Source organism: Pararhodospirillum photometricum DSM 122 (genome assembly GCF_000284415.1).
GTDB classification, from domain to species: domain Bacteria; phylum Pseudomonadota; class Alphaproteobacteria; order Rhodospirillales; family Rhodospirillaceae; genus Pararhodospirillum; species Pararhodospirillum photometricum.
In genome coordinates, this window is record NC_017059.1 from 2,504,088 (window position 1) to 2,521,192 (window position 17,105).

At 59.6% G+C, this 17,105-nt stretch carries 10 protein-coding genes, 1 rRNA gene, 1 pseudogene and 1 other annotated feature (1 of these 13 only partly in view); of the genes and pseudogenes, 2 read left to right on the plus strand and 10 right to left on the minus strand.

The features are described 5' to 3' along the window. Window positions 1–13: 13 nt before the first annotated feature. The 8 genes from RSPPHO_RS11230 to RSPPHO_RS11265 form a co-directional block, all read right to left on the minus strand. Complete coding sequence (locus tag RSPPHO_RS11230; RefSeq protein WP_014415359.1) at window positions 14–832, minus strand: phosphoadenosine phosphosulfate reductase domain-containing protein; 819 nt, start codon at window positions 830–832, stop codon at window positions 14–16. Next, the gene (locus RSPPHO_RS11235; protein WP_014415360.1) at window positions 829–4,038 is read right to left on the minus strand and encodes a hypothetical protein; all 3,210 of its coding nucleotides are present in this window, start codon (window positions 4,036–4,038) and stop codon (window positions 829–831) included. The genes RSPPHO_RS11230 and RSPPHO_RS11235 overlap by 4 nt, the downstream gene beginning before the upstream one ends. Continuing rightward, window positions 4,035–4,955, minus strand: coding sequence for a DUF4007 family protein (locus RSPPHO_RS11240; protein ID WP_014415361.1), 921 nt, complete (start codon window positions 4,953–4,955; stop codon window positions 4,035–4,037). The genes RSPPHO_RS11235 and RSPPHO_RS11240 overlap by 4 nt, the downstream gene beginning before the upstream one ends. After that, window positions 4,952–6,094 carry a cysteine desulfurase family protein gene (locus RSPPHO_RS11245; protein WP_041797246.1) on the minus strand — a complete coding sequence of 381 codons (1,143 nt, stop codon included), beginning with the start codon at window positions 6,092–6,094 and terminating at the stop codon, window positions 4,952–4,954. Before RSPPHO_RS11245 ends, RSPPHO_RS11240 begins: the two co-directional genes overlap by 4 nt. 217 nt (window positions 6,095–6,311) lie before the next feature. Further along, window positions 6,312–6,794, minus strand: a complete 483-nt coding sequence (locus RSPPHO_RS11250) for a hypothetical protein (RefSeq protein WP_041795176.1) — start codon at window positions 6,792–6,794, stop codon at window positions 6,312–6,314. Continuing rightward, on the minus strand, window positions 6,787–8,877 hold the full coding sequence (locus RSPPHO_RS11255) for an AAA family ATPase (protein ID WP_014415363.1): 2,091 nt from the start codon (window positions 8,875–8,877) through the stop codon (window positions 6,787–6,789). The genes RSPPHO_RS11250 and RSPPHO_RS11255 overlap by 8 nt, the downstream gene beginning before the upstream one ends. Before the next feature lie 2 nt (window positions 8,878–8,879). Continuing rightward, window positions 8,880–9,107 carry a hypothetical protein gene (locus tag RSPPHO_RS11260; protein WP_014415364.1) on the minus strand — a complete coding sequence of 76 codons (228 nt, stop codon included), beginning with the start codon at window positions 9,105–9,107 and terminating at the stop codon, window positions 8,880–8,882. Window position 9,108: 1 nt separating this feature from the next. After that, window positions 9,109–11,289 (minus strand): DEAD/DEAH box helicase family protein, encoded by a 2,181-nt coding sequence (locus RSPPHO_RS11265; RefSeq protein ID WP_041795178.1) that lies wholly within the window; start codon window positions 11,287–11,289, stop codon window positions 9,109–9,111. Window positions 11,290–11,884: 595 nt separating this feature from the next. Here RSPPHO_RS11265 and RSPPHO_RS19000 point away from each other — a divergent pair. Both RSPPHO_RS19000 and RSPPHO_RS19005 read left to right on the plus strand, forming a co-directional pair. Further along, a pseudogene (locus RSPPHO_RS19000) lies at window positions 11,885–12,154 on the plus strand (ISAs1 family transposase); the annotation flags it as partial. A 372-nt stretch (window positions 12,155–12,526) separates the two neighbouring features. Next, window positions 12,527–13,720 carry an IS481 family transposase gene (locus tag RSPPHO_RS19005; protein WP_081581738.1) on the plus strand — a complete coding sequence of 398 codons (1,194 nt, stop codon included), beginning with the start codon at window positions 12,527–12,529 and terminating at the stop codon, window positions 13,718–13,720. 37 nt (window positions 13,721–13,757) lie between these two features. Here RSPPHO_RS19005 and RSPPHO_RS11275 read toward each other — a convergent pair whose 3' ends face one another. Further along, a complete protein-coding gene (locus tag RSPPHO_RS11275; RefSeq protein ID WP_041795182.1) occupies window positions 13,758–16,472 on the minus strand; it encodes a phosphoenolpyruvate carboxylase in 2,715 nt (904 codons plus the stop codon). Window positions 16,473–16,701: 229 nt separating this feature from the next. Then, a 5S ribosomal RNA gene (rrf, locus tag RSPPHO_RS11280) occupies window positions 16,702–16,816 on the minus strand. A gap of 82 nt (window positions 16,817–16,898) precedes the next feature. Then, window positions 16,899–17,105, minus strand: a sequence feature (23S ribosomal RNA rRNA prediction is too short); it runs 42 nt beyond the window's last position.

Below are 17,105 nucleotides of genomic sequence, written 5' to 3' on the forward strand. Positions count from 1 at the left end.
TTTGCTGCCGAACTTACAGGTGGCATATCGCGCATCCTTCTTCGTCAGACTTCGCCTTCAGCACTCGTCGTGGCATCTTTTCCAAATCAGACAACGACCGGCCGTCCACCCAGGTGTATTTCCGGCCGTTCTTGCCGGTCTCGTAGATTTTGGCCTTCTCGAACAAGTCGGGATGGCGCTCCTTGAGTCCCTGCCATTCAGCGATTTGCTGGTAGAAGCAGAAATAGCACCCAGACCTTGAGCGCCACTCGTAATATCCCGGCAACCCAAGACCACTATCCTCCAATATCCGTTGGATATCGATGAGCTTCATGCCCTCGTCCTTGAATGGATAGACTGGAAGGATGTTAGGCTTCTCAGAGAGGAGTACAGGCTTGCCGCTATTCATGTAGCCGGAGCGAWTTTCATCGGAACGAATGGCAATGTACGAGTATGCCTTGTCCGCCCCGACGTACCGCTCGAAGGGATGGATCTTCATCATGCGGGTGCACCAGCGCGACCGCGGACTCGGGAGGAAGCCGGAGAAGTGCTGGTAGAGGATGACGTCGAAGGGAGTGCGGGTATCCTTGCCCTCGATCTCGCGGACGTCGAGCATCTCCAAGGCGGTGATGCGGGTCACCTTGGTACCCAGCACATGCTCCAAGCGTTCGAAATATTGATAGGTCTCTGGCAGCTCCGCCCCGGTGTCCGAGAACACGTACTCCAGGGGTAGATGGCCATAGTTCTGGGAGAGGTAAATCGCCAACGCGGTGCTGTCCTTGCCCCCGGATAAGGGCACGATATGGCGTGCGCTCAGGTCTTGGAGCGCGTCGTCCAATTTGCAGACAGTCATCGATTTCCTCCTGCTGCAACGGCTTGCTTGGCTGTTCCGGCCCTGATGCGCTCAAGCTGATCCTGCAGATTCCTGATACGCGCTTCAATGATGGGGGCCATTTCCTGGGGCGGATTATCCACCGTCAGGGCCGCGTCCTCGATCCGCTGACGGCATTCACGCAACAGCATGCGCATGTTATCGGCGGTGCCGTCCTGCCACTGCTCGATACCGCGCTGGAGAAGGACGGAGCTGAGGGATCGTGCCAGCGTTTCCGGTGAGGAGCGGCCGTTCAATGTCTCGCCGACCAAGCGCAGAACGGTCCGGTCGGTCAGCTTGACGTCCTCCCGCTTCTGCAGAGAGGGGTCGAAGCACCGCACCCAGGCTTGAATGCCAGCCATCACTTGGTCGGGGGGCTTTTCACCCGTCTCAACGGCCAGGATTGAACCCACAACCTCAACAGCGTCGCGCAAATAACCTTCCACCAGCCGGTCGATGGCGTTCCGGACATTCTCAAGTGTCTTGATCGTTTTGCTGAGGTTTCTGGTTCGCAGCCCGCTCTGGCCATGACCAAAAGCTGCAGGCAAGTCGACCAGGACAAGCTTGGGCGGATCAATGTCGTCGAAAATCAGCTTCAGGAACCGGCGGGCGTCGTCGGTCAGGCGCTTGGATCGCCGCGCACCGTCCGCCAGAGCCGATTTCCAGGTGTTCAAGGCATCGACGGCGAATTGGACGTGCTCGTCGCTATCCGTGGGGCGGCGGTTGTTAAAGATATAGGCGAACTCAGCCAGGTAGTTTTTGGTGTCGTCATCGGCTGCGTGGACTTCCACGCAATAGCGCTCGGGCTCCAGGAAAATGCGGGTGCTCTCGAAGCCCAGCAAATCCGGCATGTAGATCCCGTCTCGGCGCAGACTGGCCATGCGGGCGAAAGCACGAAACCCGGCCATAACAATCAGAGGGACAGCCCCCATAGGCATCCCAATTGGAGGCTGAGAAAGCTCGGTGACGAGATCTGCAATGGGCCGGGTGGCTGGCTTGTGGAAGAACTCCTTGATGACGGCCCAGACGTATTGCATCCCGGGGTCTTTGATTTCGTTAGGCTGGGCAAATCGGCCCCGATCGCCTTCGGTGCGATGAAGACCCGTGCGCTCCAGGACAGTTCTGAAAACCGAAGCTTCCGCCGAGGAGTCGTCTTCCTGATAGCCAGAATGCGGTTTCTGGGAGTGCTCCATCAGGCGCGTCAGCAGGCGGATACTGGCCGTCTGCATCTGCCTGGAAAGCGAGCGGCGCATGATCTGGTCATTAACGATGGTTGGTGTCCGCTCGTACCATCCGTCCATCAATTCCGACGCGATGACGCCCGCCGGGCGCTCCGGCGTGACCTTCAAGGCTTCACCTTGATAGAACCACGTCGCTGCAGTCGGCCGGTCCGTCGTCAGACGGTGCAGCACGACAGCTAGCTGGCGACGGGCAACAGCCAGCAGTTCGTCCAGCTCCTCGCCGACCAAGGGGTCTTGGCTGAGAAGGTCATGGTCACGCTTGAGCCCGCTCAGGGCATCCACTTCCAGCGCCGCCTCGAACACCGGCAGCGGTTCTGCAGGCAGCACGAACAGCACCCGCTTTAGCCCGGCTAGCGCGTTCCCAATGGCCGCCCGGGCCGTGGCGATATCTTCGGCCGTGTCGGCCAGCACGTAGACAACCCGGCCCCATTCTGTTGCGGGCGGCTCCAGTCCGATGAGGGTTTCTGGCGTTTTCAGCGCGGCAGCGGTGGAATATTGACCGCTCAGGTAGCGGGCTGTCCCACGAGCTAGGTTGTGGCGCGTCGGACGGATGAACGGAGCCGGATGTTGATTGTCGAGGAACTGGGCGAGTTCAAAGCCATCAATCAGGCGGGCCCGCTCGTCCCGTATGCGGGTAGCCAGATCGAAGTCGGCTCCATGCCAGATGGAGACATCGTCGTTTAGCCTCCGGTGCAGTAGCAACTTGCGACCGGTTAGGTCGTCGAGAGCCTCTGAAGCAGCCTTAGCGGAGAGGCCACGGCTGCGGATCGCCATTTCCAGCGTCGACCGGGGCAAATGGCGGCGCTCGCCATCCGCCCCCAACTGCAGAATGCAGGCGGCGGCCAGGGCCTCCCGTTCGACCGTTCCAACGGCACGGCTTCGGGCACTTTCTGCTTCGACCCACCGTCGGTGCGAGCCGCCGATGCCAACGTCTGACCGCATTGCATCCGAGAAGGCGGTGTAGACCTCATCGACGCCGACGACCGAGGACAGATCCAGGGTTTCGATGAACGCAAAGAGGCTGCGCTCGTTTTGCCCCACCCGTGCGACAAGCCGGGGGAGAACCTGCAAGGCCGCAGAAGACAGAGGGTACGCCGAGGCGATCAGGCTTTCGACGCGCTCGGTTTCCTCGCAGCCGTCAAACCAGCGGGCGGCCACAGCTCCGGTGGCGATATCGCGCACCCATTCGCCCGCAGGCAGAACGATATTCCGAGGTCGCCGGTCACGGATGATCGCGGCGATCATCTCGTAGAGCTCGCGGCTGTCCTCGACAAAGCGGATCTGCTCGAAGCGGCCCTCGATTTTCCGCCACTCGTTGCGCGAGGTTTGGTTCAGCGCTCCCGCATAAGCCAGCAGGCTCTGGTGCAACAGCAGGGTCAGGCTTATCGAGGGCTTCTTGGGTCGGGCGGCCCACTCAGCGAGCCGCTGGATGACGTCGAGGTCGCGGGCGCGCCCTTCGTTGATGAGGCCCTCGAGATGTCGGCCGAACTCGTCCCAGATGATCGCCACCCGGTCCGTCCCGTTCAACTTCTCAATGGCCTTGAGGACCTCTTCGATGTCGGAACAGCCATGGAGGTTGAGCAACTTGGCCAAAGCGTCAGGAACGTTGCGGACAAAGCCGCTGAGCGTGACAATCCGTCCCGTAGCGTCGCTCTTGAGCCGGTCCCTGGCCATCTGGTGCAGGTCGGGTGTTACTGTGGCAAGGCGCTCAAGCACCGGCCGGAGCGCTGCCTTGGCGGCGGCGCTGTTGGCAACCAGCAAGCCGCCCACACCTGCGGCTATGGACTTACCGCTGCCATAGGTGGCAATAGCCATTGTGGCACCCGGCTCAAACACCGCTCGGATGAGCGGAGATGATTTCCGGGTGGGCTGATAGTGGCTCAACCGTTCAGGCACGGACAGGTCGTCGCGAAGGTTGACCGAGCGGAAGAAGGGCTGGCGGATCATGCTTGGTCTCCGATCCGCTGGAAGTGCCGTTCAAGCCACTCATCCGGGCGCAGGGCGGGAACGCTGAGGTGGCGTTCGGCGCCAAGCAGAGTCACCTTAACGCCAATGTGGCCGTAGACCTGCTCCGCCGTGGCGGCAATGTCGTCGATCATGTCGCTGCCAAGCCCGAAGACGCGGGCAGGACCGCGCCGCCGCCGCACCACCTCCCCAAGAGGGACCGAGTCTGTGGATACCTCCATGGCAAGGCTGGATACGCAAGCGAGGACGGCCTCGAGCGGCACTTGGTCGAGAGGGCGGGTCTTCTCATAGCGGCCTGTGTCGGAATGGCGCAGCACCATGGCGAGGTCGCGAAGCGGACAAATGGTCGCGTCTTCGGGATCCATGCGGTCATTCGCCGAGGCAGCGGCGTAGGCGAGAAGCAGGCAGCTGACGTCACGTTTGGCCACGTCCGGTGTGGTCTGATTTGACGAATGCTCCTTGAGGTGCCGGATGAAGGCTTCGACGCATGCGGAGCGCTCAAAGGTGCGTTCACGAAAATCGTTGAAGAACCAGCTCCAAACGCTTCCTTCCCGGCTGGCCAAGCTAAGATGGATGAACCACCAAGTGGCCGGGAACTCCAGATAGGGATCGCGTTTCATCACGGTCCACCCTAGGGGCGACAGGACGAGCCGACGCGAACGCGGGCCGTTTTCGAGATCCCTCTCGAACTGGGCCAAGCCGCTGGCATCCAGCCAGAACTGCAGGGACTTGACCATGCGGCTGCCGATGCCAAGTGCATCAGCCGTCGCAAGGTCGGCCTTGAATCCCTCAGAGGATTCAATACGGGCCATACCTTTTCCAAGCCAGCCGTGGCGGACAGCAAAAGTCTCATGACGCCCAAACTCAAACTTGGCCTGTTTCACGGCAGCGTTGCTCATTGCAAATCTCTAAGGCAGTCGGCCACGATTTGCGCAGCCAAACGAACCTCTTTCTGTGTGTTGAAAATCGAAAAAGAGAAGCGGAGGCTGGCGTAAGCCTCGTCTTCAGACAACTGCATGGCGGTTAAAACATGGGACGGCGACGGCTTGCCGCTTGAGCAGGCCGACCCCAGGGAGGCGGCCACGCCCTTTTCGTCCAGCTTGGCTAGAAGTGCCATGCCCTCGATGCCCGGGAAGCGGATGTTGGAAGTGTTGGGGACCCGGCTGGCCCGGCTTCCGTTCACGACCGCCTCTGGGACGAGCTTCAATATCGCCCGTTCAAAGCAGTCGCGGATTGCGGCCATCTTGGCAATCATGACCTCTAGGTGCGCCGCCCGGACCTCGGCCGCCCGCCCAAGCCCGACCGCGGCTGCGACATTCTGGGTGCCTGAGCGCATTCCCTGTTCCTGGCCGCCACCAAGGATCAGGGGGCTGACCCGCCGGTCATCGGGGTCGGTCAGCACCAGGACGCCGGACCCTTGAGGCCCGTGCAGCTTGTGGCCGGAGAAGGTGGCCACGTCCACCCCTGCGGCTACCAGATCCACTGGTACGCGGCCGACTGCCTGAGCAATGTCCGAATGAACCAGGGCGTCTGGACGTATGGCCTTAACGGCTCTTCCTACGTTCGCAACGGGCTGAACCACGCCGGTTTCGCTGTTAGCCCACTGAATGCTGACCTTAACTGGGCCGATAGTTTCCCTGGCCGCCCGGGCGGCGTCTGCCGGGTTCACGGTTCCTGACGCCGACACGTCAAGCAAGATGATCCGGGCTCCCCGGCGAGCAAGTGCTTCAGCGGGCCGAAGGATGGACGGGTGCTCGACCTTGGTGGTGATCAGGGTCCACTGTCCGGCGTCCTCAGCATGATGACCGATGACAAGGTTGTTTCCCTCGGTGCCGCCCGATGTGAAGATCACACCCTCAGGAAAAATGCCGGGAAGCAAGGCGCACACACCGTCCCGGGCTGCTTCTAGCAGCGTCCGTGCCTCGACCCCCAATGAATGGGCACTAGAAGGGTTCCACGATGTTGCCTTCATCGTCCGCAGGACTGCGTCCGTGACCACCTGAAGGGGCCGTGTCGTAGAATTGTTGTCAAGGTACATCAATTTATGCAAAGAGCCCCTCTATCCACCTAGTACCCATCATGTCGCTCAACACTGGACTTCAACAGCAGCGATGCTATCATCCTTGCCTGCTTTCCGGAAAGGCCGCCCCCTGATTGATGGGACCGTTTTGGACACGGTTGTGTTGGCGAGGCTGCATTCACTGATATGGCTGACAGATCAATAGTTGATCGAAAGCCATGAAACCGCAAAAATCCTACGAGCGAAAATCGTTGTCATGGACCGCGGCCATATCTGCGTTGGCTAGAAGTCCTTCGATCTCCTCGCAAAGAGTATCTAGGGGCGTTTCCCCCTGGAGGTCACCCAAAAGCGTCAACAACTCAGGCATCCCAGCCAAGGCGTATCGCGAGGCGATACCGAGCATTTTCCCTGGGTCTTCGACGACTTTAATGTCTTTGGTTTCTGCAAGGGCTAATAAAACAATGGCCGTGGGATGCCAGGAGTCAGAGCTGAGCACCACACCCTCGGCCGCCTTGTACTTTTTACCCGTGTGGTCGACAGGCTTAAGCTTCTTCTTTACGGCAAGGCAGAGGGCGAAGAACCACATGTCTATGTTGCGTGCGAAGGGCTGATGAATAGGCTGGGCGGCTTTTCCATCTTTCTTCTGCACGTATCTATCAAAATGTTCCCGGTACTCCTCGGGAATCATGATGTCGTGGGTAGCAAACGGGTTAGACATTACCGACCTCCGCAACAACAGGCTGGCGAGCACTCTCGCGGCGTTCACAAAGTTTGCAGAAGTTTCTGTGGTCGCATTGACACAGAAGGGCTTTGGCCTCGCTTGTCCCTGGATCATTTTTCAGGATCTTCGGGTAGTGAACCGGGTTGGTCACGGTCATCACCCGACCTGCCTTCTCATCAAGGATGTCTTCGCACCCCTTAATCTCATCGTGCGTGAGGAAAAGTATAAGTTGATCACTGGCCTCTGACGCAACTTTAACTACAGCTGTCTTGACGAAGCCGCTCATCATTCCGAGGGGGGTATCGATGACGTTCGGGGCTTCGACGCCGCTCACCTCGGTAAGCGCGAGCACGAAGGCGATGGTCAGTGCACGACGAGAGGCGCCATTCAGGTCCAGGGAAGGGTCCATGACCCTGTTATTGCGGCCGTGAACAACAATGCGAAAATCTGAATCTATAGCCGCTTTCTGGATAAGAGCGTTTTCCGGGTCTGCACCAATCATCTGCAAGAAATATTCGTTCATAAGGGAAGATACTGATTGAACTTCACGGGTCTTCATAAGATCAAGTGTTCCCTCAAACACTGACTTGATGTCACGAGCCACCTGAAGTTCGAGAGCGTACTTCCTGCCTTTTTTTTCCTTTTTGGAAAGAACGTCGAATAACTTGCTCTTTTCAACCTTGCGTGCTATTTTGCCTTTCAGGGACACATCATACTTGGATACCTCTGAAATACATTCCTGGAGTTGCTTCTGATAGGTGTCTCGCATCTCGCGGGCGCGCTGAACGTCGTCGTCCTGGACCTTCGCAAGGCGGACCTCCAAGTTAGCCTCCTCGCTGCACAGATCGCCGTAGACTCTCTGCTCCAGGTTCCTTGTCTTAAAGGCTTCGGCGTAGGCCTTCAGCCATTGAGCGGGATTTTCTTGGAAAAGATCCCGCCCTTCAAAGTATAAATCGGATACCTTAGAGCGCAAGGCGTCGGCATCTTTGCTATCTTCGATCAATTTCTCGATGTATTTTCGGCGGCGCATGCCGTCCTGCGTATTCTTATCCAGACTCTCTCCGCAGATACAATCGCTATGACGCAGTCTATCTTCGAGGATAGGGATAGTCTTGTTCGGAATCTGCCCTTTCTGTCGCAAAACATCAAGGATCTGACCGGCAGCCTTCATCTTGTCGCGCAGCAACTCGCGGGCGAAGGTCTTGTTGCTCAATAGGCCTGCCTGAGACGATTCCGCGGTCTTGATCCGTCCCTCCGCAGCGGCCTTGTGCTTCCTGACGCGGGCGAGCTCGCGGGCAATCTCCTCTCGATTGCCCCGCTTCAGGGCCTCCTCAAGATCGCTGTTCGCCTTGGCATGGAGCTCGTTTAGATGAGTGATTTGGTCCTTTAGCGTCTCGAGCTGCTGGCTGATCGCCGGAATCTCGGTGTCGAGCTTCTCCAGTTCGACGCGGATGGCATGAAGCTCCTGGTTCCCCGACGCCTCGTCGGCTTTGCTGCGCAAATCGCTTTCCGACGCCTTGATGTGGCTGACGGCCTTCTCGAGCATCGGCAGGCCCATCAATTGCTCGATGGCTTTTTTCACCCGCTTCTGCTGTTCGGTCTTCTTGCCCTCAATGAAGCTGAGTGCCCTGTCCCCGTCCGTAAAGAAGACCTCGCGCAGCTCGCTCGGCATATGAGCGGCCAAATAGGCTTCGACGTTAGGTATTTCCTTGGTGCCATTCAGAGTTATCTCGTAAAGCTGCGCGTCGGACTTTCCGTGCATCTGAGTGCCGACGTTTTCGATCAGGCTACGTATTATCTTGTAGCGCTGCATCCCTCTTTTCCCCTCGATTTCGTAGTCGATCTCGACGCAGGTCTTTGAAGTCTCCCCCAACGACAGATCCATCGAAAACAGGTTGTAGCTTGAGGGAAGGGCGTCGTCGCCAAACAGACACCATTGGAGGGCATGCAGCATGGTGGTCTTGCCGCTCTCATTGGCGGCGCGGATCACGGTGATGTTCCGTTCTCGGTCGGTCGAGAACACCAGTTCAACGCCGTTCAGCAGGCGAAAGCCGTCAAACTTCGCGCGGATGAGCTTCATGGTTAGGCGTCTCCGCTCTGTTCAGCCAGCTGCAGTAAGGTGCCGACCCTGCCGATCAGGTCGCTGAACTTCTGGGAAATGTTGGTTCTCGCGAACTGATGCTGCCGCTCCGCCTGAATTATTTCGGCGACAACATTGCCAATTTCTTCGCGATAGCCGGGGCAGCGCTCCTCTAGGTGGCGGACATTTTCCATGATGATACCGACAACCTTTTCGTCCTTGTATGCCATCTCATCCCCCCTTCAACATCACTCGAAGCTCTTCGACCTTGGTGAATGGCCCCTCGGGAGTTGCTCCGTTCCTGCTCAGGCGCGCGAATTCCCACACCCTGTCAAGTTCGGCGTTCACAATTCTCTTGGCGTCGCGATCTAGTTCGCCTGCCTCACGGGCCATGGGCGGGAGAGCGACGAAGTCATGAATGACTGCGTGGGTCTTCCCGATGGCCTTGCAGGTTCGAAGTAACCGGCCGCGGCGCTGCACCCATTGGCGCCGCACGGTCGTGCTGGCCAGAATGAAAGCCTGCATGATCTCCGGAATATTGACGCCTTCGTCCAATACCCGCTTCGCCGTCAGGATCTGCAGTCTTCCAGATTGGAACCCAGACACGATTTGTTTCGTCAGATCGCGACTGACGGTCTCTTCCGAGGTCAATTGGTGAAACAGGAGATGCTGCTCGTTGAGGATGGCATTCACGGCGTCAAGCTGACGCGGGTCCTTATCGGTAGCATAAATCAGCGTGTATCTGAGGGCCGCCTCATCCTCGGTGTCCAGCAAGGCCGCCAGCAGCCTGACCTTCTCCTGGGCAGCCTCAAGAACCCGCCTGCGCTTCAGCAACAGCCCTTCGAGCTGCTCGTCTTTGATTCCGGCATCAATTTTCCAAGCCAGCTTCGATATTTTTTCGGTTATCAGCCTCCACTCCTCCATCTCCTCCTCGGTGAGGTGGACGAAGTGAGCGAAGTAGTCATAAGGGGTAAGGCAACGCCCGATGGCGTGCTCGAGGAGGAAGCTGAAGCAGGGCTCACCGAAGTAGTCGAAGAGCCGCTGGGTGCCCTCGGCGTCATACTGACGCACGGGCGTGGCGGACAAGCCGAGGCGGTAGTCGAAAATCTCCGGCGGATCGTTCATGAAGCCTTCGGCGCCGAGATTATGGCACTCGTCGGCGATGAGCAGCTTGGGGCCGTTGTGCTTGGCCACCTGTTCAATGAACTCCTGGGTGCAGAGGGTGGCGTTGGTGACCAGGATCGCCTCGGTCGGGCTGATCTTCAGCCTCAGCCGCCGCCTAGCGCTGCCGATAGCGCGCTCGCGTCTCTTGGGGCCGCTTTCTGCGGTGAGGTCGACCGGCTGAATGCCGAAGAGCGCGACTTCGTTCGCCCATTGCTGAACAAGGACCCGATAGGGGGCCGCAATGACGATCAGGAGGGAGCCGACTTCCTGGTACAGGTGATAGGCGCCAACCATTGCCGTCAGCGTCTTGCCCGAGCCTGTGCACATCTCCAGGACGCCATGCCAACCGGCATTGCGCCAGTTGTCGACCGCCTCCCCTTGATGGGCATAGTCTCCCGAACGGTAATCGAGCCAAGCGGGAATCGAGAATTCCAGCTCGGATGAGGCTGACACATCTATCGTGCCAACGACCGTCGTTTTCGACAGCGCCTGAGCCTTCCGCCACAGGCGTTGGAAGTCTTCTTCATCGGGCATGCGGTCCGATCTGTATTCCTGAACCAGCTTTTCCTGGATCGCCTGCGGCATATCGACCACAAGGCAATCGTCGTCGCCACCGCCCCACAGGCTTTCAAATTCGTCTGAGAGCTTTTGGCAGGTTCTCGCGGCGTCCTCTCCCATCCAGGTGCGGGCTAGACTGAGCTGTTCCCTGTTTTTGCCCAATCCGGCACCAGTCATGTTCGCTGAGCCATGGAGGGCGGCGACGTCATCAGCATCGCGGAACAGCCAGACCTTCGGATGGAACAAAGCGTTCCGCATCAGGGCGACCTGGATTCTCAGGCGCCCTTGCGACGTCAGCCAGCCAAGGCAAGACAAGGTGTGCCGCGCCAAGTCATCCGCCGTGGGGAGCCTCTTGGTCCACATTCCCTCGACTAGCGCGTCGGCATACATTGTCCCGGCAGACAACGCTTCTCTGTCCTCATTGGTCAGATATGGGCTGACCACCAACCTCATCGGGTCGGTGCTGTTGTGGAGAAAGGCGGCCAAGCCTGGGGCAATTTCGGACAGCGCCTGGCTCGAGAAGAAGCCGATCATGATATCGACCTTCCCGCAAGACGCGAGTGCTGGCGAGATTACGTTGTTCGCTGCATCATCCTTCGGCAGGATCAATATCGGCTCGCAGCCACTGATTGCCTGGCGAAGCTTGCTGATGCCGTCATTGGCATTCTTCTGTTCCTGCTCAGACAACATCCCCGCACGGCCCACCCGAAATATTTGCTGTCACATCAAAATTGGCGTTAACACTGTTCCTTGTCCGTCCCTGTCAATAGGCGAATGATCAATAGCCACAACATCCTTTGGTTGGCAAGTGTGCCGTTTCGGCGGAATGTCTGCAAGTAAGATTACACATATTTTTCTTGCCGCCTAGCTAGGTGTACCGGGCGGATTTCCGCAGAAATACAGGCGCTCCAGGCTAGCGTGGCTCCGGACGGCAGACGCCCCCCTACGGAGTGTTCTCAAACCTCTTTTTACATCCATTGGCTTTATCCATCAATGATATCGGGAGCATGCAATCTGGACACCTCTGGAAACTGTCACGGATGCGTCGCATCGGGCTTCTAGTATAGGCTATAATAAATCTCATTAATTAGCATCCATGAGCCCATTGGCGCAGTCCGATTGACATGATAGTCAAGGCAACGATTTCAGGTTTAACGATTGACGGTCGGGCTTCCCGTGTTCGTCGGAGTATGATTCGGTGGATCTCGGATGCAAAGAGACGAGACTTCCGATGTCGAATGAAATGGAAGAGGCATTCCGGCCGTCGCGTTTGCGCGGCCTTTTGGATCATTTTCAGGCATGTTTTACCGATTGGGCGCTGTCGCTGCGGCCGGATGCTCCCAAGCTGATCGCTATCAATGGCCAGACGTCGCGGCGGACCCACGATCGGGCCGCTAGCCGCAGAGCCCTGCATCTGGTATCCGCCTGAGCAACGAGCGAACGTCTCGTTCTGGCGCAGAAGGCGGTGAACGCGAAGGACAACGAGTGCGCGGTGATCCCGGACATCCTCGATCGGGTGAACGTCGATGGAGGCATCGTCACCATCGACGCCGTCCGCTTCGGCAAAGGCAAACTCTCAATCAAGTCAACCAGGAAGCTCGCAGGATAAGATTCCGACGCCCTCGCCCGTATCCTCAGCCCCAATTTCGATCCGCGTTAACCTGGACACGTTGCTCTGTTAAGGCTGCGAGGGATGCAGGGAACGGCCCACCGCAACGGGCCGAAGTGACCGAGGGATCTGGGGAGGCCGCGCCTCCCCAGCCTTACTTTTTCCAGGACAAGGGCCGAACGGGCTGACGGCAAAGGGTTTGTAATGCGGTCAGGAAAGGCTGGGGAGGTGCGGCCTCCTGTATAGACCGGACACATATCTGACAGGTGTACGGAGACATGTCTGACACTTTCGGCAAACCGATGCGGGAGCATTGCGATGCTGTGGAAGTGTCAAGCCGTGCTGGACCAGCGCAAAGAGTTTGTCCGCCTTGCTCGTCAGGGGGGAATAAGCATTCAGGAGTTGTGTCGCCGGTTTGGAATTAGCCGAGACACAGGACACCGATTGCTCAAGAGGTATGAAGAGAGCGGTGAGGCCGGTTTAGAGGACCGGTCCCGCCGGCCATCGACAAGTCCACGGCGCACAGATCCTCTTATAGAGGAAAAAGTTCTTGAGGTGCGCGATAGACATCCGGCGTGGGGTGGTCGTAAGATTGCACGACGCCTAACAGATATGGGGCTAACGGACGTTCCATCTCCTTCAACGATCAATGAAATTCTTCGTCGGAATGGCCGGATTAATCCAGTCGAAGCTAGGAAGCATCAGAAATTCATCCGCTTTCAATATGAGAATCCAAACGATCTTTGGCAGATGGATTTCAAGGGGCATTTCCCTATGGCAGCGGGCCGATGCCATCCGCTAACGGTTCTCGACGATCATAGCCGGTATGCTTTGGGCCTTCGAGCCTGCGAGAATGAGAAGAAAGAAACTGTTCAGGATCAACTTGTTAGCATATTCCAGCGCTATGGTCTGCCAGCACGAATTTTAGCAGACAACGGGTCGCCCTGGGGGTGCTGCGGAAATCCATTGGAGACCTATACCAGCCTGGAAGTCTGGTTGATGCTCCTGGGTGTGCGATTGATCCACGGGCGTCCACTCCACCCCCAGACGCAGGGGAAAGATGAACGTTTCCACCGCACTCTCAAAATAGAACTTTTACAATCCCGTCGTTTTGATAGTATACAGGAGTGCCAGAAGGCATTCGATGGGTGGCTTCACGTCTATAATGATGAGCGCCCTCATGAAGCTCTGGGGCTTTCAACCCCAAGCTCGCGATACAGAGCAAGCCTGAAATCCTTTCCTGAAGCTATTCCTCTGCCTGAGTACTATGAAAGCGATGTCGTCCGTCGGGTAAAAAAGGATGGATGTATTTGTTTTAAGGGGAATATATTGAAAATATCCCAGGCGTTTGCTGGATACAACGTTGCCTTCCGCCCGACACAAACAGAAGGTGTGTGGGATGTCTATTTCGCCGGGATCGCTGTCGCGTATGCCGATCTCCGCGACAGCGATCCCATCGTTCAATCTGTCAGACATGTCTCCGAACAGGTGTCAGACATGTCTCCGGTCTAAACAGCCTCCCCAGACCCCTCGGTCGATGAAGGGGGGGTTATCCCGTGGCGCCGAGGCCGGCGGCGATGGCGTTGATGGTCAACAGGAGTTGGGCTTCCAGACTTTCCTTGTCACGGTCCTCGCCCTCGCGCCAGCGGGCGAGCAGGTCGATTTGGCGGTGGTGCAAGGCGGCCAAGCCGGGTTGGCGCAGGGACAGGGCGCGTTGCACGCGGGGCCGGGTCTGGGCGAGCGGGCCTTGATAGATCGCTTTGAGGGCGGCTTGGGTGCGCTGATATTCGGCCTCGATCCGCTCCAGCAGCGGGCCCCGGATGGCCGCGTCGGGGACGAGGGCGGCGTAGCGGCGCATGAGGCCAGGGTCGGCCATGGCGACGCTGGTCGCTACCGAGGAAATCACATGGTGCAGGGGCGCCCAGTCGAAAACGGCGGCAACGAGGCGGGTGTGGGCCTCGGGATCGTCGTGGCACAGGGTGTCGAGGGCGGTGCCGACGCCATACCAGCCCGACAGGAAGAAGCGGGCTTGGCTCCAGGCGAACACCCAGGGGATGGCCCGCAGGTCGGCAAGGGTGCGCTGTCCGCTGCGCCGCACCGGCCGCGACCCGATGCGGGCGCGTTCAATGGCATCCAGGGGCGTGGCCCCCTGGAAAAACGCCAAAAAGTTGGGCTCCTGCACCAGGGCTTGGTAGGCCGCGCGACTGCGGGCCGCCACGTGGTCCATGACGGGCGCCAAGGGCGGGGCCGCAGCGGCGGCAAGGCTGGCGGCGGCGGTGCCGGCCATGAGGAGTTCCAGGTGATGAACGGCGGTCACGCGGTTGGCATACTTTTGGGCGATCACCTCGCCCTGCTCGGTCAAACGCAGATCCCCGGCCAGCGCGGCGGCGGGCAAGGCACGCAAAAAGCGATGGGTGGGACCCGCGCCACGACTGATGGACCCGCCGCGTCCGTGGAAGAACCGCACCCGCACCCCGTGGGCCTCGCCGACGCGCTGCAAGGCCTCCTGGGCGCGATGGAGACCCCAGCGGCTGGCCCAGAGGCCCCCATCCTTATTGGAATCGCTATAGCCGATCATCACCTGCTGCACCGGCTGCGCCAAACCGGCCCGGTGCGCCTGAACCTTCAGCGAGCGCAGGACCAGGGGATGGCGTAAGAGAGCGTCAAGGATTTGCGGGGCGTTCTCCAGATCTTCAATGGTCTCGAACAAGGGGACAACCGGCAGCGGGCACACGGCTTCGCCCTCGTCCTCGTGCCAGAGCCCGGCCTCGCGGGCCAGCAGATAGAGGGTAAAGATATCGCCCACCGACCGGGTCATGCTGATGATGAGGGCGCCGAGGCCGTCGGGACCATGAGTACGCACCGCGCGGGCGACGACCTGAAGGCAAGACAGCACGCCGTGCGCCGCCGGCCCCAAGGCATCGCGCCCGGCCTCATGCAGAAACGGGCGCGCCGACGCCAGTTCCCGCTCAAGAAGGGGCAGGCGCTCGGCGGCATCGGCGGCTAAAAAGGCGGCGCCCTCCAGGTGGGCCCGGGTCATCAGATCGGCCAAGGCCTCGTCGTGCACCCGGCTGTTCTGGCGAATATCGAGGCGGGCGAGGTGGAAGCCAAAGGTGCGCACCCCATCGCGCAGGGGCGCCACCACCTCACGCGCCAACCGCCCGGCGTCCAAGATAATCAGGGCCTCTTCAAGACGGGCCAAGTCGACATCCAAGGCATGCGGCCCTTCATAGGGCGCGGGCGAGGGAATGTCGGGCAGGCGGGCCATCATGAGGTTAAGGAACTGCCGTACCGTCTCGCCCGGATTGCGCGCCAGCGCCGCCGCCCCCTCGGCTCCCAGCCGATGCGCGGTGTCCGCCACATGCGCTGCCAGAGCGGGCGGCGGCGGCGCCAGACGATCGGCGACACTGAGCCGCACGGCCGCAGCCCGCAGGCGGTGACGGTGCAGGTCGAGAGCGGCGGCCCGCAACTCGGCCAGGGTGTCGGCGGTCAACGCGGCGGTGACCAGGGGATGGCCGTCCCGGTCGCCCCCCACCCATGAGCCAAACGACACGCGGGGCCCGCCCCCCGCCGCCTCCAGAATCGCCGGATCCAACCCCTCGGCCCGCCACGCCTGCTGTAAGCGAGCCCGGACAAAAGGCAGGACATCGGGAAAGACATGGCGGAAAAAGTACAAAACATGACGTCGCTCGGAGGCGAGGTCAGGCTTCTCCAAGAAGATTTCGCCGGTGCGCCAGAGGACATCCAGGCTGGTTTTGAGCCGGGCCCGAATGTCGGCTTGCTCCTCGACGGTAAACATCGTGTTTTCGCGCTCGACCAGCAGCAGGTACAAGGCGCGATGATGCTCCAAAACGGTCTGACGCTTGGCCTCGGTGGGATGGGCGGTCAGGACGGATTCCACCTGAACCGATGCCAGAAAGTGGGCCACAGCTTCCGGCGTTTTCTTGTCGGCAAGCAGGGAGCGGAGGTGCTGTTCCCAGGAGCCGGACTCCTGATGCCCCTGCCCGTCCCGTCGCGCCTGACGCCGGGCTTGGGCTGTGGCGTTTTCCTCGGCGAGCCGCAGGAGCTGGAAGGCGATACCCTGGGCTTGAATCAGACGCTCGGGATCTCCCTCGGGATCGGGGGAAGAGGGAGGATGGCGCACGGCCCGGGCGATGGCCCCCTCCCCGCTTTCTTCAAGAACCTCGGCGAAACACTCGATGAGAAAGGCGAAATCGGCTTCGACCTTTTCCAGGGCGTTTTCCCCAACGGCACCAGGATCCATGACTCTCCCTCCCCTTCCGGGTCGTGTGGTGAGGGAGAAGGGTAGCAGAGTTGCCGGGTAAGGGAAGGCCGGGGAGGCACGGCCTCCCCAGACCCCACGATCAATGGATTGGAGGGGTCTGGGGAGGCTCGCCTCCCCGGCCTTCCCTTTGCGCAAGCGAAAAACCCGCCCCGGAATCACCGGAGCGGGCTTTTCTAAAAGAGGGTTTCTTTGACAGACGGCTTTGAAGGCCTGGCGGCGACCGACTCTCCCACGCCTTAAGACGCAGTACCATTGGCGCTGAACAGTTTCACGGCCGAGTTCGGGATGGGATCGGGTGTTTCCTGTTCGCCATGACCACCAAGCCATCGAAGCCGTCTGATGATGTCGTTATGGGAATTTACAAGCGCTGGGGCCGGCCTGGCCTCTGCGCGTTTATCAAGCCGATCGGACGATTAGTACCGGTTAGCTTCACGCATTACTGCGCTTCCACACCCGGCCTATCAACGTGGTGGTCTACCACGGTCCTGATAGGGAAACCTGGTTTCGAGGGAGGCTTCCCGCTTAGATGCTTTCAGCGGTTATCCTGTCCATCCTTAGCTACCCAGCGATGCCACGGGCGTGACAACTGGTACACCAGAGGGATGTCCATCC